23 protein-coding genes are annotated in these 25,669 nt (G+C 68.0%); 15 read left to right on the top strand and 8 right to left on the bottom strand.

What is annotated here, in order from left to right; genetic code table 11:
• Positions 1 to 18 precede the first annotated feature (18 nt).
• Genes ACTF4R_RS05150 through ACTF4R_RS05130 form a run of 5 tightly spaced genes read left to right on the top strand, consistent with a single transcriptional unit; the run spans position 19 to position 5,192 of the window.
• Entirely contained in the window at positions 19 to 600 is a 582-nt protein-coding gene (locus ACTF4R_RS05150; protein ID WP_440006802.1) for a V-type ATP synthase subunit E, read from the top strand.
• Positions 597 to 1,658, top strand: a complete 1,062-nt coding sequence (locus tag ACTF4R_RS05145; RefSeq protein ID WP_440006800.1) for a V-type ATP synthase subunit C — start codon at positions 597 to 599, stop codon at positions 1,656 to 1,658. The genes ACTF4R_RS05150 and ACTF4R_RS05145 overlap by 4 nt, the downstream gene beginning before the upstream one ends.
• Positions 1,655 to 1,996 (top strand): V-type ATP synthase subunit F, encoded by a 342-nt coding sequence (locus tag ACTF4R_RS05140; protein ID WP_433628700.1) that lies wholly within the window; start codon positions 1,655 to 1,657, stop codon positions 1,994 to 1,996. The genes ACTF4R_RS05145 and ACTF4R_RS05140 overlap by 4 nt, the downstream gene beginning before the upstream one ends.
• Entirely contained in the window at positions 1,993 to 3,759 is a 1,767-nt protein-coding gene (locus tag ACTF4R_RS05135; protein ID WP_440006798.1) for an ATP synthase subunit A, read from the top strand. Before ACTF4R_RS05140 ends, ACTF4R_RS05135 begins: the two co-directional genes overlap by 4 nt.
• Before the next feature lie 2 nt (positions 3,760 to 3,761).
• A complete protein-coding gene (locus ACTF4R_RS05130; RefSeq protein ID WP_440006797.1) occupies positions 3,762 to 5,192 on the top strand; it encodes an ATP synthase subunit B in 1,431 nt (476 codons plus the stop codon).
• A gap of 93 nt (positions 5,193 to 5,285) precedes the next feature.
• Here ACTF4R_RS05130 and ACTF4R_RS05125 read toward each other — a convergent pair whose 3' ends face one another.
• A complete protein-coding gene (locus ACTF4R_RS05125; RefSeq protein WP_440006795.1) occupies positions 5,286 to 6,662 on the bottom strand; it encodes a bifunctional metallophosphatase/5'-nucleotidase in 1,377 nt (458 codons plus the stop codon).
• 114 nt (positions 6,663 to 6,776) lie between these two features.
• Here ACTF4R_RS05125 and ACTF4R_RS05120 point away from each other — a divergent pair, with 114 nt between their 5' ends.
• Positions 6,777 to 7,469 carry a V-type ATP synthase subunit D gene (locus tag ACTF4R_RS05120; protein ID WP_113274487.1) on the top strand — a complete coding sequence of 231 codons (693 nt, stop codon included), beginning with the start codon at positions 6,777 to 6,779 and terminating at the stop codon, positions 7,467 to 7,469.
• Between the two features lie 176 nt (positions 7,470 to 7,645).
• On the opposite strand, the gene ACTF4R_RS05115 is transcribed toward ACTF4R_RS05120, so the two are convergent.
• Positions 7,646 to 8,575 carry a branched-chain amino acid transaminase gene (locus ACTF4R_RS05115; protein ID WP_440006793.1) on the bottom strand — a complete coding sequence of 310 codons (930 nt, stop codon included), beginning with the start codon at positions 8,573 to 8,575 and terminating at the stop codon, positions 7,646 to 7,648.
• 193 nt (positions 8,576 to 8,768) lie between these two features.
• On the opposite strand from ACTF4R_RS05115, the gene leuS reads away from it, so the two are divergent.
• From leuS to rtcA, 3 genes are all read left to right on the top strand, one after another.
• Positions 8,769 to 11,621, top strand: coding sequence for a leucine--tRNA ligase (gene leuS / locus ACTF4R_RS05110; RefSeq protein ID WP_440006792.1), 2,853 nt, complete (start codon positions 8,769 to 8,771; stop codon positions 11,619 to 11,621).
• 213 nt (positions 11,622 to 11,834) lie between these two features.
• Entirely contained in the window at positions 11,835 to 13,232 is a 1,398-nt protein-coding gene (locus tag ACTF4R_RS05105; RefSeq protein WP_440006790.1) for an FAD-binding oxidoreductase, read from the top strand.
• 92 nt (positions 13,233 to 13,324) lie between these two features.
• On the top strand, positions 13,325 to 14,335 hold the full coding sequence (gene rtcA, locus ACTF4R_RS05100; RefSeq protein ID WP_440006788.1) for an RNA 3'-terminal phosphate cyclase: 1,011 nt from the start codon (positions 13,325 to 13,327) through the stop codon (positions 14,333 to 14,335).
• A 48-nt stretch (positions 14,336 to 14,383) separates the two neighbouring features.
• Here the strand turns inward: rtcA and ACTF4R_RS05095 are convergent, their stop codons facing one another.
• On the bottom strand, positions 14,384 to 14,959 hold the full coding sequence (locus tag ACTF4R_RS05095) for a DUF7344 domain-containing protein (RefSeq protein WP_440006786.1): 576 nt from the start codon (positions 14,957 to 14,959) through the stop codon (positions 14,384 to 14,386).
• Between the two features lie 68 nt (positions 14,960 to 15,027).
• Positions 15,028 to 15,645, bottom strand: coding sequence for a CAP domain-containing protein (locus ACTF4R_RS05090; protein ID WP_440006784.1), 618 nt, complete (start codon positions 15,643 to 15,645; stop codon positions 15,028 to 15,030).
• 203 nt (positions 15,646 to 15,848) lie between these two features.
• Between ACTF4R_RS05090 and ACTF4R_RS05085 the strand changes: the two genes are divergently transcribed.
• Positions 15,849 to 16,034 carry an HVO_2922 family protein gene (locus ACTF4R_RS05085; RefSeq protein ID WP_440006782.1) on the top strand — a complete coding sequence of 62 codons (186 nt, stop codon included), beginning with the start codon at positions 15,849 to 15,851 and terminating at the stop codon, positions 16,032 to 16,034.
• Positions 16,035 to 16,055: 21 nt separating this feature from the next.
• Here ACTF4R_RS05085 and ACTF4R_RS05080 read toward each other — a convergent pair whose 3' ends face one another.
• Entirely contained in the window at positions 16,056 to 16,991 is a 936-nt protein-coding gene (locus tag ACTF4R_RS05080) for an ABC transporter permease (RefSeq protein ID WP_440006781.1), read from the bottom strand.
• 240 nt (positions 16,992 to 17,231) lie between these two features.
• Between ACTF4R_RS05080 and ACTF4R_RS05075 the strand changes: the two genes are divergently transcribed.
• From ACTF4R_RS05075 to ACTF4R_RS05065, 3 genes are read left to right on the top strand one after another with little or no spacing between them, the layout of a single operon-like run.
• Positions 17,232 to 18,446, top strand: coding sequence for an ABC transporter permease (locus ACTF4R_RS05075; RefSeq protein WP_440006779.1), 1,215 nt, complete (start codon positions 17,232 to 17,234; stop codon positions 18,444 to 18,446).
• A complete protein-coding gene (locus tag ACTF4R_RS05070) occupies positions 18,446 to 19,468 on the top strand; it encodes an ABC transporter ATP-binding protein (RefSeq protein ID WP_440006777.1) in 1,023 nt (340 codons plus the stop codon). Before ACTF4R_RS05075 ends, ACTF4R_RS05070 begins: the two co-directional genes overlap by 1 nt.
• Entirely contained in the window at positions 19,465 to 20,808 is a 1,344-nt protein-coding gene (locus tag ACTF4R_RS05065; RefSeq protein ID WP_440006775.1) for an ABC transporter ATP-binding protein, read from the top strand. Before ACTF4R_RS05070 ends, ACTF4R_RS05065 begins: the two co-directional genes overlap by 4 nt.
• An 18-nt stretch (positions 20,809 to 20,826) precedes the next feature.
• Here ACTF4R_RS05065 and ACTF4R_RS05060 read toward each other — a convergent pair whose 3' ends face one another.
• The gene (locus ACTF4R_RS05060) at positions 20,827 to 21,354 is read right to left on the bottom strand and encodes a pyridoxamine 5'-phosphate oxidase family protein (RefSeq protein WP_440006773.1); all 528 of its coding nucleotides are present in this window, start codon (positions 21,352 to 21,354) and stop codon (positions 20,827 to 20,829) included.
• Between the two features lie 85 nt (positions 21,355 to 21,439).
• Here ACTF4R_RS05060 and ACTF4R_RS05055 point away from each other — a divergent pair, with 85 nt between their 5' ends.
• Complete coding sequence (locus ACTF4R_RS05055) at positions 21,440 to 22,108, top strand: DNA methyltransferase (RefSeq protein ID WP_440006771.1); 669 nt, start codon at positions 21,440 to 21,442, stop codon at positions 22,106 to 22,108.
• Between the two features lie 163 nt (positions 22,109 to 22,271).
• Positions 22,272 to 22,883 (top strand): cupin domain-containing protein, encoded by a 612-nt coding sequence (locus ACTF4R_RS05050; protein WP_440006769.1) that lies wholly within the window; start codon positions 22,272 to 22,274, stop codon positions 22,881 to 22,883.
• Positions 22,884 to 22,934: 51 nt separating this feature from the next.
• Here ACTF4R_RS05050 and argS read toward each other — a convergent pair whose 3' ends face one another.
• Both argS and ACTF4R_RS05040 read right to left on the bottom strand, forming a co-directional pair.
• A complete protein-coding gene (argS, locus tag ACTF4R_RS05045; protein ID WP_440006767.1) occupies positions 22,935 to 24,752 on the bottom strand; it encodes an arginine--tRNA ligase in 1,818 nt (605 codons plus the stop codon).
• Between the two features lie 112 nt (positions 24,753 to 24,864).
• A complete protein-coding gene (locus tag ACTF4R_RS05040; RefSeq protein ID WP_440006765.1) occupies positions 24,865 to 25,203 on the bottom strand; it encodes a DUF8159 domain-containing protein in 339 nt (112 codons plus the stop codon).
• Between the last annotated feature and the right edge of the window lie 466 nt (positions 25,204 to 25,669).

The raw sequence follows: 25,669 nt of genomic DNA, 5'->3' as shown, positions 1-25,669 counted from the left end.
CCTTCCCCCTCTTAATCAATGAGCTTGGAAACGGTAGTTGAGGATATTAGGAACGAAGCCCGCGAGCGCGCGGAGGAAATCCGCGAAGACGGCCAAGAGCGCGCAGACGAGATTATCGAAGAGGCCGAGGCCGACGCGGACGAGATCCTCGCGGCGAAAGAGCGCGACGTCGAGAACCGAATCGAGCGCGAGCGCGAGCAGAAGCTCTCCAGCGCGAAGCTGGAGGCCAAGCAGAAGCGCCTGGAGGCCCGCCGCGACGTGCTCCAGCAAGTCCGTAGCGACGTCGAGAAGCGCATCGCGAACCTCGGCGGCGAGGACCGCGAGAAGCTGACGCGGACGCTGCTGGACGCCGCCGGCGAGGAGTTCGACTCGGACGCCACCATCAAGGTGTACGGCCGACCGGACGACGAGGAACTGCTCACGGACGTTCTCGCGGACTACGACGGCTTCGAGTACGCTGGGGAGCGCGACTGCCTCGGCGGCGTCGTCGTCGAGAGCGAGGCCTCTCGGCTCCGCGTGAACAACACGTTCGACTCGGTACTCGAGGACGTGTGGGAGGACAACCTCCAGGACATCAGTTCGCGGCTGTTCGAGCAATGAGGACGGCAGACGCAGAGGGAACCTCGAACTACGAGTACGTCAACGCCCGAGTGCGGGCACGCCGAGCCGCGCTGTTCGACGACGAGGACTACCGCAAGCTGCTTCGCATGGGTCCGGGCGAGATCGCCCGGTTCATGGAGGAGTCCGAGTACGAGTCGGAGATCAACGCGCTCGGCGCTCGGTACGACGGGGTGGACCTCATCGAGTACGCGCTGAACCGCAACCTGGCGAAGCACTTCAACGACCTGCTCGACTTCTCCAGCGGCGACCTCTACGTCCTCATCGCCCGCTACCTGCGGAAGTTCGACGCCTGGAACGTCAAGACCATCATCCGCGGCATCTACTCCGACACGGACCGCGAGGACGTCCGGTCGGACCTCATCCGCGCGGGCGAGTTCGACGACGACTTCCTCGACCGGCTGACCGAAGCCGGCTCCGTCGAGGACGTCGTCGAGCTGCTCGACGGCACCATCTTCGGCGACCCGGTCGCCGACGCGTACGAGGACTACGAGGCGACGAACCTGCTCGTCCCCCTGGAGAACGCCGTCGACCGCGCGTTCTACGAGGAGCTGATGGAGGGAATCACCGAGTCCCAGAATCGGGCACTGCAGCTGTACGCCGAGTTCCTGCAGGCCGAGATAGACTTCCGCAACATCCGGAACGCGCTGCGCATCAGTCGCAGCGGGGCGGACATCGACCCCTCGGAGTACTTCATCGACGGCGGTCAGCTGTTCGGCGCGTCGGAGCTGTCCCAGCTGGCCACCAACACCGACGAACTGGTCGCGCACATCCGCGAGAGCACGTACAGCGACGAACTCGACGAGGCGCTCGACGAACTGGAGCGAGCCGACAGCCTCATCGGATTCGAGCACGCACTAGACGCTGCACTGCTCGAGTACTCGGAGCACCTCTCGCACGTCTTTCCGCTGTCGATATGTCCGGTTCTCGCGTACGTGCTCGCCAAGGAGCGCGAGGTGGACAACATCCGCGCCATCGCGCGCGGACGAGAAGCGGGCCTCTCCGAGGACGAAATCGAGGCGGAACTGGTGGTACTATGAGCCAGGAGATAGCCGTCATCGGCAGTCCGGAGTTCACGACCGGGTTCCGGCTCGCCGGCGTCCGGAAGTTCGAGAACGTCCCGGACGACCAGAAGGAGACGGAACTCGACGACGCCGTGAGCCGCGTCATGGACGACGACGACGTCGGCATCATCGTGATGCACGACGAGGACATGTCGCACCTCTCGCGGAACGTCCGCAGCGACGTGGAGACGAGCGTCGAACCGACCCTCGTCACGCTGGGCGGCGGCGCGGGAAGCGGCGGTCTCCGCGACAAGATCAAGCGAGCGATCGGTATCGACCTTATGGACGAAGACGAACAAGGTGACAACGAATGAGCCAAGCAACAGACACCGACGCCGTTCGAGAGGACGGCGAAATCGAGAGCGTGAGCGGTCCCGTGGTCACCGCCACGGACCTCGACGCCCGGATGAACGACGTCGTCTACGTCGGCGACGAAGGCCTGATGGGCGAGGTCATCGAGATCGAAGGGAACATTACGACCATCCAGGTCTACGAGGAGACGTCCAACGTCGCCCCCGGCGAACCCGTCCAGAACACGGGCGAGCCGCTGTCGGTGGACCTTGGACCAGGGATGCTGGACTCCATCTACGACGGCGTCCAGCGCCCGCTGACGGTCCTCGAAGAGAAGATGGGCGCGTTCCTCGACCGCGGCGTGGACGCCCCCGGCATCGACCAGGACCGGACGTGGGAGTTCACGTCCACCGTCGAGGAGGGCGACGAGGTCGCCCCCGGCGACGTGGTCGGGACCGTTCCGGAGACCGAGAGTATCGAGCACAAAGTGATGGTCCCGCCGGACTACGAGGGCGGCGAGGTCGTCTCCACGAGCGACGGTGACTACTCCGTCACGGAGACGGTCGTCGAACTCGACAACGGCGAGGAGATCCAGATGCAGCAGGAGTGGCCGGTCCGCGAGGCACGGCCCGCCAGGGACAAGAAGACGCCGCGCACGCCGCTGGTGACGGGCCAGCGCGTCCAGGACGGCCTGTTCCCGCTCGCGAAGGGCGGGACGGCCGCGATTCCGGGCCCGTTCGGCTCCGGGAAGACGGTCACCCAGCAGCAACTCGCCAAGTGGGCCGACGCGGACATCGTCGTCTACATCGGCTGTGGCGAACGCGGCAACGAGATGACGGAGGTCATCGAGGACTTCCCGGAACTGGAAGACCCCAAGACCGGGAAGCCGCTGATGTCCCGCACCTGCCTCATCGCCAACACGTCGAACATGCCGGTCGCGGCGCGCGAGTCCTGCGTGTACACGGGCATCACCATCGCGGAGTTCTACCGCGACATGGGCTACGACGTGGCGCTGATGGCCGACTCCACCTCGCGGTGGGCCGAGGCGATGCGCGAAATCTCCTCCCGGCTGGAGGAGATGCCCGGCGAGGAGGGGTACCCCGCGTACCTCGCCGCGCGCCTCAGCGAGTTCTACGAGCGCGCCGGCTACTTCGACAACATCAACGACACCGAGGGTTCGGTCACCGTCGTCGGCGCGGTCAGCCCGCCGGGCGGTGACTTCTCGGAGCCGGTCACCCAGAACACGCTGCGCATCGTGAAGACGTTCTGGGCGCTCGACGCCGACCTCGCGGAGCGCCGGCACTTCCCGGCCATCAACTGGAACGAGTCGTACTCGCTGTACAAAGACCAGCTCGACCCGTGGTTCGAGGACAACGTCGCCGAGGACTGGCCCGAGACGCGCCAGTGGGCGGTCGACGTGCTCGACGAGGAGGACGAACTCCAGGAGATCGTCCAGCTCGTCGGCAAGGACGCCCTGCCGGAGGACCAGCAGCTCACCCTGGAGGTCGCCCGCTACATCCGCGAGGCGTTCCTCCAGCAGAACGCGCTGCACGACGTGGACACGAACTGTCCGCCGGAGAAGACGTACCTCATCCTCAAGGCCATCGAGACGTACAACGACGCGGCGTTCGAAGCGCTCGACGCGGGCGTGCCGGTCGAGGAGATCACCGACATCGAGGCCGCGCCGCGACTCAACCGCATCGCGACGACGCCGGACGACGAGGCAGATGCGTTCGTCGCGGACCTCGAAGAAGACATCAAAGCAGAGCTCAGGGAGAAGTACTAACGATGAAAGAGTACCAGACAATCACGGAGATCAGCGGTCCGCTGGTGTTCGCCGAGGTCGACGAACCTATCGGATACGACGAAATCGTCGAGATAGAGACGCCGGAGGGCGACACGCTACGCGGCCAGGTGCTCGAATCGAGCGACGGTCTCGTCTCCATCCAGGTGTTCGAGGGGACCGGCGGCATCGACCGCAACGCCTCGGTTCGGTTCCTCGGCGAGACCATGAAGATGCCCGTCACGGAGGACCTGCTCGGGCGCGTCCTCGACGGGTCCGGTCAACCCATCGACGGCGGCCCCGAAATCGTTCCGGACCGCCGCGAGGACATCGTCGGCGCGGCGATCAACCCGACGGCCCGCGAGTACCCCGAGGAGTTCATCCAGACCGGCGTCTCCGCCATCGACGGCATGAACACGCTGGTCCGCGGCCAGAAGCTCCCCATCTTCTCCGGGTCCGGCCTGCCGCACAACGAGCTCTCGCTCCAGATCGCCCGCCAGGCGACCGTCCCGGAGGAAGAGGAAGCCGGCGAGGACGACGAGGGCTCGGAGTTCGCAGTGGTTTTCGGCGCCATGGGTATCACCGCCGAAGAGGCGAACGAGTTCATGGAGGACTTCGAGCGCACCGGCGCGCTGGAACGGTCGGTCGTCTTCATGAACCTCGCGGACGACCCCGCAGTCGAGCGGACGGTCACGCCGCGACTGGCGCTCACCACCGCCGAGTACCTCGCGTTCGACAAGGGCTATCACGTGCTGGTCATCCTGACGGACATGACCAACTACTGCGAGGCCCTGCGCGAGATCGGCGCGGCGCGTGAAGAGGTGCCGGGTCGCCGTGGCTACCCCGGGTACATGTACACCGACCTCGCTCAGCTGTACGAGCGCGCGGGCCGCATCGAGGGCCGCGACGGGTCGGTCACCCAGATTCCCATCCTCACGATGCCGGGCGACGACGACACCCACCCCATCCCGGACCTGACGGGGTACATCACCGAGGGCCAGATCTACATCGACCGCGACCTCAACAGTCAGGGCGTCGTCCCGCCGATCAACGTCCTGCCGAGCCTCTCGCGGCTGATGGACGACGGTATCGGCGAGGGCCTCACGCGCGAGGACCACGGCGACGTCTCCGACCAGATGTACGCCGCGTACGCCGAGGGTGAGGACCTGCGCGACCTCGTGAACATCGTCGGTCGCGAGGCGCTCTCCGAGCGTGACAACAAGTACCTCGACTTCGCGGACCGGTTCGAGGACGAGTTCGTCGACCAGGGCTTCGACACGAACCGCTCCATCGAGGAGACGCTGGACATCGGCTGGGACCTCCTGGGCATGCTGCCCCGCGAGGAGCTCAACCGCGTCGACGAGGACCTCATCGACAAGTACTACCCCGAAGACGAGACGGCCGAGGCGGACGTCGAAGAGGCCACGGCCGACTGACGACCGCCGTTTCGCGGCACTTTTTCGGCGCGACGACGCTCGAACCGCCCAGCGGCGTCTGTTCCGGACCGTCAGCGAATCGGTCCAGTTCTGCTACTCCCGGCGGATGCGACCCTCGCACTCCACGGCGGCCAGACCGCCCGCCCGCGCGTGTGCGACCAGGTGTTCGTACTGCGGTCCGTACTCCGCGACGACGTCGTCCGTCGTCAGCGTCGGGAACTGCTCGACGGACGGCAGGTAGTTCATCAGCGCGACGGAGTACGTCGCCCCGGCGTCGAGCGGTTCGCCGCCGACGCGCACCGCCCGGAGGTCGCCGTCCTCGTCCCGGCGGACGCACGCTCCGGAGACGTGGAGGCCGACGCCGTCGTCGCGACCGAACGGTTCCCCGGTCCACTCGACGGCGGCCCGGAGGTCGCTCCCGGACAGTTCGAGTTCGACCAGGGTCGTCGGGAACGGCGCGACACCGACCACGTCGCCGACCGTCACGTCGCCCGCGAGCGGCGGCCCCTCGCGCAGCGACGCCGAGTGGACGAGTCCGACGTCCGCGTCCGCCCCTGCGCGGTAGGCGTCGGTGACGAAGTTGCCGAGTCGGCACTCGCCGCCGTAGCGAACGTCGGGGGTGCGCTCGATGGGGTCGTCGACGCGGGCGACGACCGCGTCGACTCCCGCGGCCGCGCGGCGTCGCCGGTAGGTCGCCGTCACGTCCTCGTCGAGCGGCGCGTCGGCGACGTCGTGAACCGTCACGTCCGTGTCGTCGCCCAGCGTCACCTCGGCGAGTTCGCCGTCGGCGGTCTGGACGAGGAGCGTCCCCTCGACGCGGCGAATCCGGCGTTCGGTCTCGTGGCCGCAGAGCACCGCGTCGGCGTCGACGGCGGCGGCGAACGCTGGGTCGTCGCCGAGATGCGCGAGCGCGACGACGCGGTCGGCCCCGCGTTCGCGCAGGCGGGCGGCTTCCCGGTTCACCGCCGCCGCCGGGTCCGTGAACTGCAGGTCCGCGCCGCTCATCTCGGCCGTCTTCGGGTGGGCGACGCCGACGACGCCGACGCGTCGGTCGCCCGCGTCGAACGTCGCGGAGGGGGACACCCCGTCGGGGAACGTCGAGCGTCCTCCGTCGGCCCAGTCCGCGACGTTCGCACAGAGCCACGCCTGGGGGGTCGTCCGCGCGAGTTCGAGCGCGCGCTCGACCCCGCGGTCGAACTCGTGGTTGCCGAAGGTCTCGGCGTCCGGCGAGAGCGCTTCGAAGAACGGACGGGCCTGCGCTCGCCCCGCGTCCGTGAACAGCGCGAGGGTGCCGAGCGCGGTGTCGTCGCCCGCACCGACGACGAGCGTCGCGTCGTCCCGGAGGGCGTCGATACGCCCGGCGAGGCGGCCGACGCGTTCGGGGTGGTCGTAGACGTTCTCGAGGTCCGCGTAGTGCAGGAGGCGAACGGGGCGATTCGAGTCACATCGGGGTCGGTCGTCGGAAGGCATGGTTCCGGGGCGGGCCTGCGTCGGTCGAGCGTTGGCGTCGCCGTACGAAAAATCTGGTCCCGTCGAAATCGACTGTAAAAGGTTAACCCGTTCGAGACACAAGACCCCGCCAAGATGGCCAAGGACGTCAAACCCACTCGGAAGAACTTGATGCAGATCGAGGACCGCATCGAGCTCTCCGAGCGGGGTCACGACACGCTCGAGAAGAAGCGCGACGGCCTCATCATGGAGTTCATGGACATCCTCGACCAGGCCCAGGACGTGCGCTCGGGACTCGACGAGGATTACGAGACCGCCCAGCAGAAGATAAACATGGCGCGAGCGATGGAGGGCGACGTCGCCGTTCGCGGGGCCGCCGCGGCGCTCAAAGAACACCCGGAGATCACGACCGAGTCGAAGAACATCATGGGCGTCGTCGTCCCGCAGATCGAGTCCTCGAAGGTGAAGAAGTCGCTCGACGAGCGCGGGTACGGCGTGCTCGGAACGAGCGCCCGCATCGACGAGGCCGCCGAGGCGTACGAACAACTGCTCGAGAGCATCATCCTCGCCGCCGAGGTGGAGACGGCGATGAAGAAGATGCTCGACGAGATAGAGACGACCAAGCGCCGCGTCAACGCCCTGGAGTTCAAGCTCCTCCCGGAGCTACACGACGCTCAGGACTACATCGAGCAGAAGCTCGAAGAGCAGGAGCGCGAGGAGATCTTCCGGATGAAGAAGATCAAGGCGAAGAAAGAAGAGGAGGAAGACGAGGAGCGCGAGGCGCGCGAGGCCGAGATGGCGGAAGGCGAAGTCGTCGTCACGAGCTGAGTTCTGCGAGCTTTCTTTCGTCGCTCTCCGTCCGGCAGCGGTCGCTCCCGGGATTCCACCGACCGCGACGCCGTCGAAGATGCGAGCGAGGGCGTAGCCCGAGCGCGTCTGTTTGATTCGGATTTCTACGAGGAGCGGTCGCCCGAAGTGCGACCGACGCAGCGAAAAGGCGGTCGCTAGACGTACGTGAACCAGTCGTCGTGGTCGTCGGTGCGCCGGTTGACGAGGTCGAAGAAGCGCGACTGTATCTCCTCGGTGACGGGGCCGCGACCGCCGTCGCCGATCTCGACGTTGTCGACCTGCCGGATGGGCGTGACCTCGGCGGCGCTGCCCGTGAAGAACAGTTCGTCGGCGGTGTTGAGTTCGCCGCGACTGATGGTCGCGTCGTCGTGGACCGTGTAGCCCATCTCCTCCGCGAGCGTGATGACGGTATCGCGGGTGATGCCGTCGAGGATGGACTCGGAGAGGCCGGGCGTGTGAATCTCTCCGTCGCGGACGAGGAAGAGGTTCTCGCCGGGGCCCTCGGCGACGTTGCCCTCCTTGTTCAGGACGATGGCCTCGACGTAGCCGTTGCGACGGGCTTCCTCGCCGGCGAGCATGCTGTTGACGTACAGCCCCGTCGTCTTGGCGTTCGTCGGAATCTGGCTGGAGGCGTGCTTGCGCCACGAGGAGACCATCACCTCGACGCCGTTCTCCAGGGCCTCCTCGCCGAGGTACGCGCCCCACGGCCACGCGGCGATGGTCACGTCGGTCGGGCAGTCGCCCGGACTGACGCCGAGGCTGTCGTAGCCGTAGTAGACGATGGGTCGGATGTAGCAGGACGCGAGGTCCTGGCGGTCGATGAGTTCCAGCGTCGCCTCCGTCAGCTCCTCGGGTTCGTACTCGATGTCGAGGTCGTACGGCTTGCAGGAGTTGTAGAGACGTTCGAGGTGTTCCTCCCAGCGGAAGATGGCCGGCCCCTCTTCGGTCTCGTAGCAGCGCACTCCCTCGAACACGCCGCTCCCGTAGTGTAGTCCGTGCGTGAGAACGTGGACCTGTGCGTCCTCCCAGTCGACGAACTCGCCGTTCATCCAGATCGTGTCCACGTCCATTTCGTCGAAGCTCATACGTCAGTTCAATCGGAGGCCAGGGTTATCAGTTTTGACGATTGCTCCCGTACGATTGTCGAGAATTACTCGTCGACGAGTTTCTCTCCGGTCGGCGGCGGCAGGCGACGAGACGACCGACCCTCTCGCCATCCTGACAGATGCACCAGTCAAGTATGGTAGTTCTTTTAGGTACAAGCCCAGAAGTCACCGTATGGACGAGTACGACCCGCGGGAGGTCGAACAGAAGTGGCAGTCCCGTTGGGCTGAGGAGGGTCGGTACGAGGTGGACCCCTCCGACGAGGAGGCGACCTTCGTCACGGTTCCCTATCCCTATCCCAGCGGCGGGATGCACATCGGTCACGCCCGGACTTACACCGTGCCGGACGTGTGGGCGCGCTACCGCCGCCTCCAGGGGGACAACGTCTTGTTCCCCATCGCGTGGCACGTCACGGGAACCCCCATCGTCGGGGCCGTCGAGCGCCTGAAGAACCGCGAGGAGGACCAGCTGTCGGTGCTGCAGGACACGTACAACGTCTCCGACGACGAACTGGCGGAGATGGAGACGCCGATGGGGTACGCCCGTCACTTCATCGAGGAGAGCTACCGGAAGAACATGCGGTCGCTGGGGCTGTCCATCGACTGGCGGCGGCAGTTCACGACGAACGACGACCGCTACTCGAAGTTCATCACCTGGCAGTACGAGACGCTGAAAGAGCGCGGACTGCTCGAGAAGGGCCTGCATCCGGTGAAGTACTGCACGAACGAACGGAACCCCGTCACGACCCACGACCTGCTGGAGGGCGAGGAGGCCGAGTTCCAGGAGTACACGCTGGTCAAGTTCGGCTGGACGGGCGACGAACGCGACGTGACGGTCCCGATGGCGACGCTGCGGCCCGAGACGGTCCACGGCGTCACGAACGCGTACATCGACCCCGACGCGGACTACGTCGAGGCCGCGGTGGACGGCGAACGCTGGCTGGTCTCCGAGTCGGCGGTCGAGAAGCTGGAACTGCAGGAGCGCGACGTCACGGTCCACGACCACTTCGCGGGCGAGCGACTGGTCGGCGAGCGCGTCACCAACCCCGTCACCGGCGACGAGGTGCTGGTGCTGCCCGCGTCGTTCGTCGACGCCGACAACGCGACCGGCGTCGTGATGTCCGTGCCCGCCCACTCGCCTGACGACTGGGTGGCGCTGCGGGAAGCGAAAGACGACGACGCCCGGATGGAGCGGTACGGCATCGACCCCGCGGCGGTCGAGGCTATCGAGCCGAAGGCCATCATCGACGTGGAGGGGTACGGCGAGTTCCCCGCGCGGGACGCCGTCTCCGAACACGGCATCGAGTCCTCGGACGACCCCGCGCTGGAGGACGCCACCCAGGAGGTGTACAACCGCGAGTTCCACTCCGGGACGCTGAAGGAGATGTACGGCGACTACGCGGGCGAGGTCGTCGAGGACGTGCGCGACGAGCTGAAGGCCGACTTCGAGGCTCGCGGGTCGTTCGATTCGATGCAGGAGTTCAGCGAGGAGGTCGTCTGTCGGTGCGGCGGCGACGTGGAGGTCGCCAAGCAGGAGACCTGGTTCCTGCGGTACGACGACGAGGAGTGGAAACAGAAGGCCCACGACGCCGTCGCGCAACTGGACGCCATCCCGGAGAACACGCGCGAGCAGTACGACCACACCATCGACTGGCTGAACGAGTGGCCGGCCATCCGCAACTACGGGCTGGGCACCCGACTGCCCTGGGACGACGAGTTCGTCATCGAGCCGCTGTCGGACTCGACCATCTACATGTCCTACTACACCATCGCCCACCGCATCGACGACGTGCCGGTCGAGGAACTGGACCGGAACTTCTTCGACACGCTGTTCTTCGGCCCCGAAGAGACGGACGACCCCGACGAGGCGGCGCTGGACCTGCGGGAGGAGTGGGACTACTGGTATCCCGTCGACTACCGCTGTTCGGGCAACGACCTCATCAGCAACCACCTGACCTTCTACCTGTTCCACCACGCGGAGTTCTTCGAGCAGTCGGACTGGCCGAAGGGCATCACCGTGATGGGGATGGGCCTGCTGGAGGGCGAGAAGATGTCCTCCTCGAAGGGCCACGTCGTCCTGCCCCAGGAGGCCATCCAGCGGTACGGCGCGGACACCGTCCGCTTCTTCCTGCTGAACAGCGCCGAGCCGTGGCAGGACTACGACTGGCGCTCCGAGCAGGTCGAGAGCACCCGCGACCAGCTGGACCGGTTCTGGAACCGCGCCGCCGACATCATCGAGGGCGAGGCGGGCGAGCCCGACCTGGAGCACGTCGACCGCTGGCTGCTGGCGAAGCTGCAGGACACGATTCGGGAGGCCACGGAGGCGATGGACCGCTTCGAGACCCGGACCGCCAGTCAGGCCGCCTTCTACGGCTTCGAGGAGCACCTGAAGTGGTACCGCAAGCGCGCCGACCTGGACCGGCCGGGCGCGCGCTGGACGCTGCGCGAGGTGCTGTCCGCCCGTCTGCGCCTGCTGGCTCCGTTCGTCCCGTTCCTGGCGACGGAACTGCACGAGCGGCTGACGGGCGACCCCATCGCCGAGGCGGAGTGGCCCGAACCGGACCCCGAGTTCGAGAGCGCACGCACCGAACTGGAGGAGCGACTGGTCGAGCACCTGACCGACGACGTGCGCGACATCGTCGACGTGACCGACACCGACCCCGACACAGTCCGCGTCTACGTCGCCGCCGACTGGAAGCGGACGGTGCTCTCGGAGGTGGTGGAGACCGGTCCCGACGTGGGCGCAGTGATGGGTAGCGTGATGCAGAAGGAGGAACTGCGCGAGAAGGGCGACGCGGTCAACGACCTCGTGCAGGACCTGGTCGAGGACGTGCGCGAACGCCCCGACGCGGAGGTCGACGTGCTGGCCGAGGTTGACGAGGTGGCCGTCTACGAGAACGCCCGCGACTTCCTGGAGCGCGAGTTCGACGCCGACGTGGCGGTGTACCGCGAGGGCGAGGACGTTCCGGACCCGGCGGACAAGGCCCGCCACGCGGTGCCGATGCGGCCCGCCGTCCACCTGGAGTAGCGCGTCGAACCCGCCCGTCGCGTTCGGCCGGCGATAGACGCGGGCGACGGACGACCACTGCCGTCGCTGACGTCGCACGAAATCCGGCCGCGACCGCGGTCTTCGGTCTCTCGTCGTCGTTGATTTCTCGTTCCGCCGAGCATTACTGCCCCCGGCGTCCGGTCCGTTATATGTTAACGAAGCTATATCTCTCGACCGCGCCTATATCCTCCCATGGCACTGGAAGTCACGTCTCTAGACGAGAGCGTAGTCGACGAACTCGGCGACGGGCTCCGCGGAGATCTGTTCGCGCCCGGCGACCCGGGGTACGACGAAGCCCGTTCCGTCTGGAACGGCATGATAGACCGGTATCCGGCGCTCGTCGCCTCGTGTCGGGGAGTCGCGGACGTGATTCGAGCGGTCGAGTTCGCCCGGGAGAACGACGTGGCGGTCGCCGTCAAGGGCGGGGGACACCACATCGCCGGAAACGCGGTCTGCGACGACGGCCTCGTAATCGACCTCTCGCCGATGACGTCGGTGCAGGTCGACCCGGCGGCCGGGACGGCCCGGGTCGAACCGGGCGCGACCCTCGCCGACTTCGACCACGAGGCCCAGGCGTTCGGCCTCGCGACGCCGCTCGGCATCAACTCCACGACCGGCGTGGCCGGACTCACGCTCGGCGGGGGGTTCGGGTGGCTCACCCGCAAGTTCGGGATGACCGTCGACAACCTGCGCTCGGTCGACGTCGTCACCGCGGACGGCGAACTCCGTCACGCGAGCGAGGAGGAGAACCCGGACCTCTTCTGGGGCGTTCGAGGCGGCAGCGGTAACTTCGGCGTCGTCACCGCCTTCGAGTTCGACCTGCACGAGGTCGGTCCCGAGGTGCTCGCCGGCCCCGTGGTCTACTCGGGCGACGACGCCCCGGACGTCATCCGTCACGTCCGCGATTTCAACGCCGACGCGCCCGACGAGTCGGCCGTCTGGGTCATCCTCCGCAAGGCCCCGCCGCTTCCCTTCCTCCCGGAAGACGTTCACGGCGTCGGGGTAGTCATCGTGGTCGCGTTCTACGCGGGCGACGTCGAGGCGGGCGAGGAGGTGCTCGCCCCGGTCCGAGAGTACGGCGACCCCATCGCCGACGCCGTCGCACCCCACCGGTACGCGGAGTTCCAGCAGAGCTTCGACCCCCTGCTCACCGAGGGCGCTCGGAACTACTGGAAGTCACACAACTTCGGTGAACTCTCGGACGAGGCCATCGACACCGCGGTCGAGTTCGCGGCGGACCTTCCGTCGTCGCTGTCGGAGATATTCTTCGGACAGGTCGGCGGTGCGATGGCGCGCGTTCCGGCCGACGCGACCGCGTACCCCCACCGCGACGCCGAGTACGTGATGAACGTCCACACCCGGTGGGAAGACCCCGAGGACGACGAACGGTGCATCGCGTGGGCGCGGGAGTTCTTCGACGCCATGGCACCGTACGCCAGCGGCGGCGTCTACGTGAACTTCATCAGCGAACGCGAGGGCGAGGAGAACCTCGCGTACGGCGACAACTACGACCGGCTGGTCGAGATAAAGAACGAGTACGACCCGACCAACCTGTTCCACGTGAACCAGAACGTCGAACCGACCGCGTGACGGTTCGTCCCGTCGGTCGATTCGAATCGACCTGCCTCGCGCAGGCGGCGCTCGCACAACGTACACGTCGTCGCGCGACGAAGGTTTCGTCGATGCTCGAACTCGACGGCTCGACCGGCGGCGGCCAACTCCTCCGGACCGCACTCTCGCTGTCGGCGCTCTCTGGCGAGCCGTTCCGGATGACCGGCGTGCGCGCGAACCGGCCGAATCCCGGACTCCGCCCGCAGCACCTCGCCGCCGTCCGCGCGGTGGCGCGCGCCTGCGACGCCGCGGTCGAGGGTGACGCCGTCGGTTCCGAGACGCTGACTGTTCGTCCGGGACCGCTATCTGGCGACCGGTTCTCGGTCGACGTCGGCACGGCCGGGAGCGTGACGCTGCTCTTCGACGCGCTGCTTCCGCTGGCGACGGCCCTCGACGAACCGCTGGCCGTGACTGCCAGCGGCGGAACTGACGTGAAGTGGTCGCCGCCGATGGCGTACCACCGCCGGGTGAAGCTCCCGCTGGTACGCCGTGCCGGACTGATGGCCGCGGTGGACGCGACCCGGGCCGGATTCTACCCCGCGGGCGGCGGCGAGGCGACCCTGTGGCTCGCGCCCTCGTCGCTCTCGTCGCTTTCGCTCGCCGACCGCGGTTCGCTGTCGGGGCTCCGGGTCTACTCGAAAGCGTCGGACGACCTCGTGGACGCCGACGTCGCCGAGCGTCAGGCGGCGACGGCCCGCGATCGACTCGTCGACGCGGACCACGCCGTGACCGAGTGCCGGACGACGTACGTCGACGCGCGGTCTCCCGGGTCGTCGCTGGTCGTCCGGGCGGACTACGACGGCGTTCTCGCGGGATTCGACGCACTCGGCGAGCGCGGCAAACCCGCGGAGACGGTGGCGACGGAGGCGGTCGAGTCGTTCCACGAGTTTCACGCCGGCCCGGGAACCGTCGACGAGCACACGGCCGACCAGTTGCTCGTCTTCCTCGCGCTCGCGGGCGGCCGGATGCGGATTCCGACGGTGACCGACCACGTCGAGACGAATCGGGAACTGCTCGCGGCGTTCGGCGAGCCGGTGTCGCTGGAACGGTCGGCGTCCGGACCGGTGCTCGCCGCGGACTGAACGACGGGTCGCCCTCGACGTCGGGTGACTCGGACTCGCTCGCCGCGTTCACTCGGCGTCCGTCGGCGCTTCGGCGTGTCCGAGGCGTACGTTCCGGTGGTAGTAACGGTGGGCCGCGCCGGAGATGGCGACCAGCGCGGCCAGCCCCAGCCCCCAGCCGAACGGCGGGACGGCCGCCAGCGGACCGGCGTCGAGCCACGCGACGGTCGTCAGCGCGAGGCTGACGCAGCCGAGAACGAGGTAGTACTCCGACCACGGGAGGCTGTTCTGGGGGACGAGTTCGAGATAGATGTCGAGGTCCTCCGCGCGGTCCGTCAGTTCGACGAGGCCGTGGGCGGCGTCGTACTCGACGAACCCCGTCTCGTTCAGCTTCGGGAGGTGTGCCTGCTGGAGCGTGTTGTAGACGCGCTTGCGCTGCTGTGAGGTCACGTCCGCTGCGGGAACGTCGTTCTCCCAGCTCGCTATCCGGGTGGCGAGCGGTCCGATTTCGGCGGGATTCTCGTAGTGTTTGAGATAGTGGAGTGCGTACCGACGCCGCTGGTTACCGAGCACCTGGAAGATGACGTCTCTCGACGGCTTCTCGGACTCGGGCTCGTGGGACGCTCTCCGTTTGATTTCGCTCATCTTATAACCCAGGCGTAAACTTCTGTTCAGTGATGTGTAGTGCAGGCCACTTAGTTTTTTGTGAGCACCTAGCAGAAGTTCTGGGTGACGAAAATACGGCCGTCGTCGGCGTAGTAGACGCCGATTCCCTCCCGTTCCCAGTTCGGCGACAGGAGGTTCTTGCGGTGTCCCGGCGAGTTCATCCACTGGGTGACGACGCCGCGGGCGAGTTGCTTCGCGCTCCGATAGCGGTCGACGGTACCGTTCTCGGTGCGAACGCGGCGGCCGAAGTACGTGTAGGCGATGTTCTCGCCCGCGCCCTGCAGACAGAAGTAGTTCGACTCCCGGTAGCGGTCGCCCGGGTCCTCGCCGTCGGGCGAGACGTGCGCGAAGTAGTCCTGGCGGGCCATCTCGGCGCTGTGCCCGCGGGCGACGGTGCGGAGTCCAGCGTCGAACTCCAGCGGTGTCTTCCCTCGCTCCCGCCGTTCCTCGTTGACGTACAGGTGGACGTAGAACTCGACCCACCGACGGAACTGCGCCGACGACGGGTCGCTCACGTTCGCGGGTCGGTCGTCCGGCACCGAGACGACCTCCGCTCCCTGGAGCGACTCGACGGACGCCTCGCCGGGGACGGGGTAGCCGGCGACGTACGCGCCGACGAACAGGAGGGCCGCGAGGACGAACGCGACGGGGACGAGCGAGCGCATTCGACTCCCCTAACGGCGTGGAGCATGATGAACGTGCGGGCTCGTTGCTCCTCCGGGCGCGACGAGTGGCCCGCTTTCGCTTTCCGCCAACGCGCGCCGTCGGTCGCCGCGCGGGCGGACCGGGGGTAGCGAGCCAGTCGACGACAGTCCAGAATTGTGTCGAGACGCGGGGAGTCAAGTTTACCGCGACCGTCAGATGGGGTATGAGCAAAGCAACGTTCGAACTGTACCGCGACGAGGCCGACGAGTGGCGCTGGCGGCTCGTTCACGACAACGGCAACGTCATCGCCGACAGCGGCGAGGGGTACGACCGGAAGGCGGGCGCGAGGAAGGGCATCGAGAGCGTGCAAGCGAACGCCGCCGAGGCGACCGTCGACGTGCTCGACTGACCGTCCGGGGGCCGTCGCCGGCTACCGGCCGCCCAGTTCGACCCGGGGGTCGAGGAACGTGTAGGCGACGTCCTGTACGAGATTCCCCAGCAGCGCGAGCGACACCGGAACCGTGGTTACGGCGAGAACGAGGTCGAGTTCCCGGTTTCGGACGGCGTGCAGCGCGACGGAACCGAATCCAGGAATGCCGAAGACCACCTCGACGACGGCGACGGTGACGAACAGCATCGTGAGCGTCCGGACGAACAGCAGCGAGAGCAGCGGTACCGCGGCGTTCTTCAGGACGTGTCGACCGATGGTCCGGGGCTTCGCGCCGTTAGCTCGCAGGGTCTTGACGAACTCGCTGTGGACGTGTTCGGCCGTCTCCGACCGGGCGTAGCGGGCCTGCACCGCGAGCATCCCGACGAGCGAGACGGCGAACGGAAGCGCGACCAGCGGCAGGTTCTCCGCGCTCCACGGCGCGAGGCCGCCGTCGTACGCGAACCGTCGCTCCCAGTCGAACCACTCGTACGCGAGTACGTTCGCCCACTTGGCGAGCCAGTAGCCCGGTACGCCGACGCCGACGTACGCCGTCAGCGTCGCCAGTCGCCCGAGCGGCTTCTCCGGGTTCATCGCCGCGTACAGTCCGATCGACGTGCCGCCGAAGACGGCGGCGAGGAACGCCGGCACGAGGTACGCGAGCGTCACCGACAGCGAACCGGTGAGCCGCTCGGTCGTCTCGGCGTCGAAGTCGAGCGTCGCGTACTTGACCAGGAACGCGACGTATCGTTCCTGGAGCGGTTCGGAGGAGTCCACGACCGGGCTGGGCGACCCCAGGGAGTTCGGCACGGAGATGGCCGACCCCGACTCCATGGCGCTCGGCGGCGGCGCGAACCAGAGCGCGAGGAACGCCCCCGACAGGACGAGGTAAGCGGCGACGACCGTCCAGAGCAGCCGGCGGGCGAGATACCACTTCACGGTCGCGTGCGACTCACCGGAACGTATTAACGTTTTGGCAGTTACGCCCGCCCCTCCGGGGGCGGACGCATCGGGGTCCGTCTCTCCGGGAGAGGACGTCTCGTGGCCGAGACGGTCGTGGGTACGTGACACAACCTCAGGTTTTTAGTACCTATAATTGTCTCTACAGAACAATGTCGAGGTGTCCCCGGCACGCCCGCGGAACCGCCCTCCCCTCCCCCGAGGCAGGTGTCCCCACCGATGGCTGGTGCATCTAGCGACGGCGTCGTCGCGGAGTCCGTTCGGTGGGAGGCCCTGGACGACGACCGACGACTGGCGACCCCTCGAACGTGGGCGTTCGTCGGCACCGTCGTCGCACTGCTCGTCGCGTTCCTCTACGACTACGTCGTCCTCCCCGAACGGCAGGCGACGTTCGCGTGGTGGGACGTGAGCCTGCTCGACTGGCTGTTCCTCCTCGCGCTGGTCGTCTTCGCGTTCTACGTCGTGGTTCCGCTCGCGCGGAACCCCCGGATGACGCGCTACTACTGGCGACAGCTTCGGACGGACCGGCTCGCGACGGCGAGCTTCGTGTACGTCTGCCTGTTCTTCCTCGCGGGGCTGTTCGGACCGGTGCTCGCCGCTCCCGTCGAGGAGTACATGCTCGCACGCGACGGGGCCTACGGCGGTATGTCCTCGGTGCAGCCGCCGGTCGGATTCACCACCTCGGTGTTCGCGACGTCGAACTGCGTCGGAGCGGTGACGAACGACGTGTGCCACGGAACGTGGCTCCATCCGCTCGGGACGACCGGCGCCGGACGGGACGTCGCCCTGCTCATCCTGCGCGGGAGCCGCGTCGCGCTCCAGATAGCGCTGATAACGTCGATGCTGGTAGTGCCGCTGGCGACGATAGTCGGCACTGTCGCGGCCTACTTCGGCGGTCGCGTCGACGAGACGCTGATGCGGTACGTCGACGTCCAGCAGGCGATTCCGCCGTTCTTCGTCTACCTGGTCGCGCGGACGATGTACCACGTCGAACTGGCGCTGATGATCCTCATCTTCGGCCTGCTGAACTGGGGCGGCGTCGCGCGGCTGGTACGCAGCGAGGCGCTCCAGAAGCGCGACGCCCAGTTCGTGCAGGCCGCCCGGAACGCGGGCTGCAGTCGGCTGGCCATCGTCCGCCGCCACATCGTCCCGAACGTCTCGAGTACGGTGTTGACCGCGGTGACGCTCCAGGTACCGACGCTCATCATCGTCGAAACGACGCTGTCGTTCCTCAAACTCGGCCCCCTCACGGCGTACCGGTCGTGGGGATACGTGATTCAAACAGCTATGTTCAGCGAATACTTCCCGACGTGGCTCTGGTGGCAGTCGGGCGCGACCGTTCTCGTCCTGGTGCTCACGACCGTCTCGTTCAACGTCCTCGGAGACGCGCTCCGCGACGTGCTCGACCCGAGGGTCGAGGGGGTGAACGACTGATGGCCGACCCCCTGCTCTCGGTCGAGGACCTGCACACGCGGTTCGACACCCGCGACGGCACGGTCAGAGCCGTCGATGGCGTGAGCTTCGAGGTGGACCGCGGCGAGACGGTGTGTCTCGTCGGCGAGTCGGGGTCCGGCAAGACGGTGACCTGCGAGTCGGTGACGAAGCTCGTCCCGATGCCGCCGGGCGAGATAACCGGCGGTCGCATCGTCTTCGACGGCGAGGACCTCACCGAGCGCTCGGAGAAGCAACTCCGGACGGTGCGGGGCAACCGCATCGCGCACGTCTTCCAGAACCCGCAGAACGCGCTCGACCCCGTCTACACCGTCGGCGAGCAACTGGTCGAGGCCGTCCAGTTCCACCGGGACGTCGGCGACGCGGCCGCCCGCCGGCGCGCCGTCGACCTGCTGGAACGCGTCGGCATCCCGAAAGCGCCGACCCGGGTCGACGACTACCCCCACCAGTTCTCGGGCGGGATGCGCCAGCGCGCCGTCATCGCCATGGCGCTCGCCTCGGACCCGGACCTGCTCGTCGCCGACGAACCGACGACCGCGCTGGACGTGACCATCGAGGCCCAGATTCTCGACCTGCTCGCGGACCTCCAGGCGGAACGCGACATGGCGGTCCTCTTCGTCACGCACGACCTCGGCGTCGTCGCGGAGATAGCCGACCGCGTCGTCGTCATGTACGGCGGCAAGGTGATGGAGCGGGGCGACGTTCACGAGGTGTTCGACCGCCCGAGCCACCCCTACACCCGGGCGCTGCTGGACTGCCTGCCGGGACAGGGCCGCGACCTGCAACCCATCGGCGGGTCGCTGGCCGACCCCGTCGACCCGCCGTCCGGCTGTCGGTTCCACCCGCGGTGTCCGCACGCGACCGACGAGTGTCGCCGCGACGGCCAGCCGCCACTCCGGACGGTCGGCGGGACACAACAGGCGTCCTGCGTCTACTACCGCCCGGACCGCGACGAGTCGGTCGTGCTCGGCGAGGCCGCCTCGACGTGGGGAGGTGACCGATGACGGAGCGACGCCAGCGACCGTCGGAGACGCGGAGCGACGCGCTCCTCTCGGTCGACGGACTGAAGAAACACTACCCGGTGACCGAGGGCCCCCTCCGGCGCGAGGTGGGCCGGGTGCGCGCCGTCGACGGGGTCGACTTCGAGGTGTACCCGGGCGAGACGGTCGGCCTCATCGGGGAGTCCGGCAGCGGGAAGTCCACGGCCGCTACGTCGCTGCTTCACCTCGAAGAGCCGACCGACGGCACGGTCACGTTCGACGGCGACGACGTCGGCGCGTACGACCGCGCCGAGCGCAAGGCGTTCCGGCGGCGCGCCCAGATGGTGTTCCAGGACCCGACCGCGAGCTTCGACCCGCGGATGTCCATCGGCGAGTCGGTCACCGAACCGCTGCTCGTCCACGGCATGTCCGACGCCGACCGTCGGCGCGCCATCGCCGAGGACCTGCTGGAGCGCGTCGGCCTCTCGGCGGACGAGTTCGAACGCTACCCCCACGAACTCTCGGGCGGGCAGAAACAGCGCGCCGCCCTCGCCCGGGCGCTCGTCCTCAACCCCGACCTCGTCGTCGCAGACGAACCCGTCTCCGCGCTGGACGTCTCGGTGCAGGCCGAGATTCTGGCGCTCCTCGACGACCTCCAGGCGGAGTTCGACCTCTCCCTGCTGCTCATCAGCCACGACATGGGCGTCGTCCGGCAGATCTGCGACCGCATCTGCGTGATGTATCTCGGCGAAATCGTCGAACGCGGTCCCACCGAGGCGGTGTTCGCCAACCCCCAGCATCCGTACACCCAGGCGCTGGTCGCCGCCGTCCCGACGCCGGACCCCGACGCCCCCGACCGGGAGGTCACCCTGACCGGCGACGTGCCGGACGCCGCCAGCCCGCCGTCCGGCTGTCGGTTCCATCCGCGCTGCCCGAAGGTCGTCCAGCCCGAGGGCTACGACCTCGACCAGGACGACTGGCGCGCGGTGATGGACCTCCGGATGGCGGTCGCGGACCGCGACGTCGACCGCGCGTCGCTCCGGGAACTCGCGGTCGCCGAGGGCGTCGCGGACGACCCCGAGGACGTCGACGAGTCGGGCGTCAGGACGGCGCTCCGCGAGGAGTACGGCCTGCCCGAGTCGCTCGGGGACGACGCCGCCGACCGCGTGCTGTCGGCCGCGCTCGACGACGTCGTCCGCGGCGACGTCGAGGCCGCCGACGAGCGCCTCCGGAGCGAGTTCGAGTCGGTCTGCGAACGCCGCGACCCCGCGGAGCAGGTGACCGGCGTCGGCCACCCCGCGGCCTGCCACCTCCACGACCCGGCGGTGGTCGAGGAGGACTGGGAGTGGGCGTCGACGGACTGACTCGCGACCGACCCGCCGTCACCCGTCGCTCCGGAACTCCCACCTGGTCGCGTCCGTCGGGAAGTCGCTCCACGCCAGGACCGCGTCGGGGTGGACCGCGAACGCGGGCGTCCCGTGCGGCGTACCGTACTTCTCCTCGTAGGCCGCGTCGACGCGCGCGAGGCGTTCCTCGTCGGCGAGTTCCTCCGCTTCGCCCTCGACGATGACGACCTCGTCACCGCTCTCGCGGTGGACGACGATAGCGGGGTTCGCGGCGAGGTTCCGGACCCAGCGCGTGCGCTCGCCGCCGCCGCAGTGAAACCGGTCGTCGATCCAGACGCCCCACACGGGACGGGCGTGCGGGCGACCGTCCGGGAGCGTCGTCGACGCCCAGTAGGTGCGGTCGCTCGCCATCCGTTCGGCGACGAACGACCACGGCAGCATCCCCTCCCCGCTCGCCGGGATGCCGTAACTCGATTCGGTCTCCGGTCTGGTCCGCTCGGCGTCCGGGTCGCTCGCGTCGGGGCGGTTCGCGTCGGCGTCGTCTGGGCCGGGACGGTCCGTCATCCCTGACCTCTACGCGCCCGTCGGAGGAGACTGCTCCGGTCCCGCGAGCGAACCGCTTATGGGTTCGATGGATGATACGTTGGCCATGCGGACGTTCACGACGTTGCGGCACGAAAGGGAGCACGACCTCCCGCCGACGCTCGACGCCGACGTCGTCATGTCGGAGTCGTTCGTCGAGCACTTCCTCGGGGAGTTCACCGACCCGGGCGACGCCGTCCTGGACCCCTTCGCCGGATTCGGAACCACGCTAGCGGTCGCGGAGTCGATGGATCGCGTCCCCTACGGCGTCGAGTACGAGGCCGACCGCGCGGAGTACGTCCGCGACCGCGTTGACCACCCCGACAACGTCGTCCACGGGGACGCCCTGGAGCTGTCGGCGTACGACCTGCCGACGGTCGACTGCTGTCTCACCTCCCCGCCGTTCATGGTGTGCGGGATGGAGACCAACCCCTTCGAGAACTACGACGGCGAGAGCGACTACGAGTCGTATCTCGACGACGTGAGGCGGGCGTTCTCCGAACTCGGGTCGGTCCTGTCCCCCGGCGCGCCCGTCCTCGTCAACGTGGTGAACGTGAAGTACGACGGCGACGTGACGCCGCTGGCGTGGGACGTGGCGGACGCCGTCTCGGAGGTCCTCCACTTCGACGGCGAAATCGTGGTGACGTGGGAGGACGAGGGGAGCCCGGACCGCGAGGGGGCGTTCGGGTACGGCTACGACCACAGTTACTGTCTCGTCTTCCGGAAGGAGGCGTAGCACGCAGAGCGGCCCGAACGCGTCCGTCGCGCGGAACGGCCCGGGAATCGTCCTCTCCGCGGAACGTCTCGGGTTCGTCCGCTCGCGGAGCGCCCCGGGAACGTGCGGTCCCGGCGGTTGCGAGGACCGAAACGATTTGTGGATGCTGGTCGACCCGACGGACATGGAGCGAGTCTCCACCGACGACGCGGAACGCGACGCCCGCGTCGACCGACACGGGCTATCGAACCCGCTGGGGACGATCGACGTCGCGGTCAACCGCTACCGGCTCGCCCCCGGCGAGGGATTTCCCGGTGGGCTTCACGCCCACGTGGACCAGGAGGAGGTGTTCTACGTCGTCGAGGGGGAGGCGACCTTCGAGACGCTCGCGTGGTGGAGCGACGCGGACCGGTCGAGCGGTGAGCCCGCGAGCGAGCGCGGCGAGGTCACCGTCGGCGAAGGCGAGGCGATACGGTTCGCCCCCGGCGAGTTCCAGTCGGGCAGGAACGACTCTGACGGCGACCTCGTGGCGCTCGCGATAGGGGCACCTCGGGACAGCGAGGACGTGCGGATTCCCCTGGCGTGTCCCGAGTGCGGCCGCGGCGACGTGCGCCTGGAGACGGGCGGGGACGAACCGAAACTCGTCTGCCCGGACTGCGGGGACGCGCGCGTCCCCGGCGCGTGTCCCGAGTGCGGCCACGAGGACCTGCGCGTCGCGCTCGGCGAGGGGGGCCGGACGGTCGTCGTCTGCCAGGACTGCGGTGCGGAGTTCGAGGACCCGCCGCTCCGCGACTGATACGTCGCCCGATAGAATCGGCCGGCGGCGACGCCGTCGCCGCCCTGACTTCTACATCGAATCGGGCGCTTCGACGCCGAGGACGTACAGCGCGTTCGCCACGGTGTGTCTGGCGGCGACGACGAGCGCGAGGCGGGCGTCGCGCAGGTCGTCGTCCACGTCGTCGGCGAGCACGGGACACTCCCGGTAGAAGGCGTTGAACGTCTCCGCGAATTCGCGGGTGTAGGTGGCGACCGTGTGCGGTTCGAGGTCGTCCGCGGCGGACTCGACGACGGCCGGGAAGCGTGCGATGACCTCCAGCAGTTCGCGCTCCTCGTCCGCCTCCAGCAGCGAGGCGTCGACGGCGTCGGGAATCGCGCTCTCGTTGCCGGTTCGCGGTTCGCTCTGCTCACCGCTCGCTTCCACCGAGGCCCGTCGCGCCTCGTCGGCTTCCGCGATAATACCGCAGCAGCGCGCGTGGACGTACTGGACGTACGGCGCGCTCTGGGCCTCGAAGTCGAGCGCGCGGTCCCACTCGAACGTGATGGCCTTGGTCGGTTGCTTGGAAACGATGTCGTAGCGGACCGCGCCGATGCCGACCTGCCGCGCGATGCGGTCGACGTCGGCCTCCGAGAGGTCGTCGTCGCGGATGCGGTCGTCGAGTCGATCTTCGACCTCCTGGCGGGCGCGGTCGATGGCCTCGTCGAGCAGGTCGTCCAGGTCGACGCCGGTGCCGGCACGGGTCGACATCTTGCCCTCGGGGAGGTTGACGTACGAGTACAGCACCTGCCGGAGTTGGTCGGTGTCGTTGCCGAGCAGTTCGAGCGTGGCGTTCATCTGCTCGGCCTGGAGCTTGTGATCCTCGCCCAACACCGTCACCGCGCGGTCGTACTCGTCGAACTTCCACTCGTGATGGGCGAGGTCCCGGGTCGGGTAGAGGCTGGTGCCGTCCGACCGGAGGAACACGAGGTTCTTTTCGATGCCGAACTCGTCGAGTTCGAGTTGCCAGGCCTCCTCCTCGTAGACCGCCTGGTCGAGTTCCTTCAGCCGGTCGACCACGTCGTCGGTCGAACTGTCGCGCATGAACCTCGTCTCCTTGACGAACTCGTCGAACTCCGCGGGCAGGCGGTCGAGGGTCTCGCGCATCCCGCCCAACACGGCGTCGACGACGGTCTGGACCCGTTCGTAGGCCTCCTCGTCGCCGTCTTCGAGGCCCTGCATGATGGCCCGAATCTCGGTCTCGGCCTCCTCGACCGCTTCGGGGTCGCCTTCTTCGAGGAACTCGTTGCCTTTGCGGTAGTAGCGCACCAGGTCGTAGTCGGCCTTCTCGCGTTCGGGGGCGGGGAGGTCCTCCTCGTCGAACGTCTCGTAGGCCCACGTGAACACCGCCATCTGGCGGCCGGCGTCGTTGACGTAGTAGTGGCGGTCGACGTCGTGGCCCGCGAAGTCGAGCACCCGCGCCACCGCGTCGCCGACGATGGGATTGCGCGCCCGGCCGACGTGGACCGGTCCCGTCGGGTTGGCGCTGGTGTGTTCGACGACGACCTCCTCGCCCGTGGGTTCGAGGCGGCCGTACTCCTCGTCCTGGGCCTGCTCGACGGTGCCCTCGTAGTAGGCGTCGCTCGGCAGGAAGTTGACGTACGGCCCCTGGGCGAGCGCCGCCGACACGTACTCGAACTCGTCGGCGTCGATCTCGTCCGCCAGGTCGCCCGCCACCTCCGGCGGGGGCGCGCCGACCTCTCCGGCGAGTCGGAACGCCGCGCTGGAGGCGAGTACGGCGTCCACGCCCTCCGGGGGCGTCTCGATTCCGAGGTCGTCGGTCGGGAGGCCGAGCGCGTCGAGCGCGCCGTCCATGGCGTCCTCGACTTCCTCCCTGAAGGTCAGGAACATACCGACTCCTTCCGGGTGGGTCGGTAAAGGGGTTTCTGAACGACGCGCTCCCGCGGCGTCGCGGCGCGAGACCGCTGCGGGGAGACGACCGGAGACGGGACCGTCGAACCCCTCACGACTCCGTTATCGTCTCCACCACCCGCTGGGAGAACTCGACCTGCGAAAGCTCGCCGTCTTCGAGTGCCCGGAGCCACTCGGCCTCCGCGTGCCAGCGACCCACCGGCTCGCCGTCGAGGTCGGTCACCGACCCGCGAACGCCCCGCGGCGTCTCGGTCAGGTCCCGAACCACGTTGATGACCCGACCGACCTCCCGGTTCGGAACCGCGTCCGCCTTCCCGGCGGCGATAGACTCGTACTCGACCACGATTCGTTCCCCATCGGCGTCGAGCGACGTGACGTACACGCCGTGGCTCATCAGTCGTCCCTCTAGCTGGTCGGCGTCGAAATCCATGGCCGAGACAGGACCGTCCACCCCTAAAGGATTTGGTGGGACGGGGTCGATTCGGACGCCGACCGATTCGCACCGGTCCGCTGGCGGGGGTTGTCGGGATTGCCCGGGCGGACGCCGCGGAGCGCGGACTCTCGGCCGGGAGGAAAGAACGTTTTGCATGCTGTCGAGGCAAATGCCACGGGGTGAGAGAGGGAAAGCGAGAGGTTCGGAACAGCCTCGCTTTTCATAATTGGAGATAGCACGAGAGAACGGACTACGAGGCGTATCAGCGGTTTCCAAGGAGCGAACCTGGTTCATAATCGGCCCCGGTCCCCGCAAGAAGGCTACGGAGTAACCCGCGGAGGGGAACTAGGTCGGGAGACGGAGAGTGCGCTGTTTGCTCAGATTGGGGGCTGAAGGGTCGAAAATAGCGCGTCTCGGGGCAAATACCGATGTCGGAAACGGCGTCGAAATTCCCCTGTTTCGG

It is taken from the genome of Halomicrococcus pelagicus (genome assembly GCF_051917725.1).
GTDB lineage: Archaea > Halobacteriota > Halobacteria > Halobacteriales > Haladaptataceae > Halomicrococcus.
Note: the sequence above shows the minus strand (reverse complement) of the source record. Positions and strands in the feature narration are given on the sequence as shown.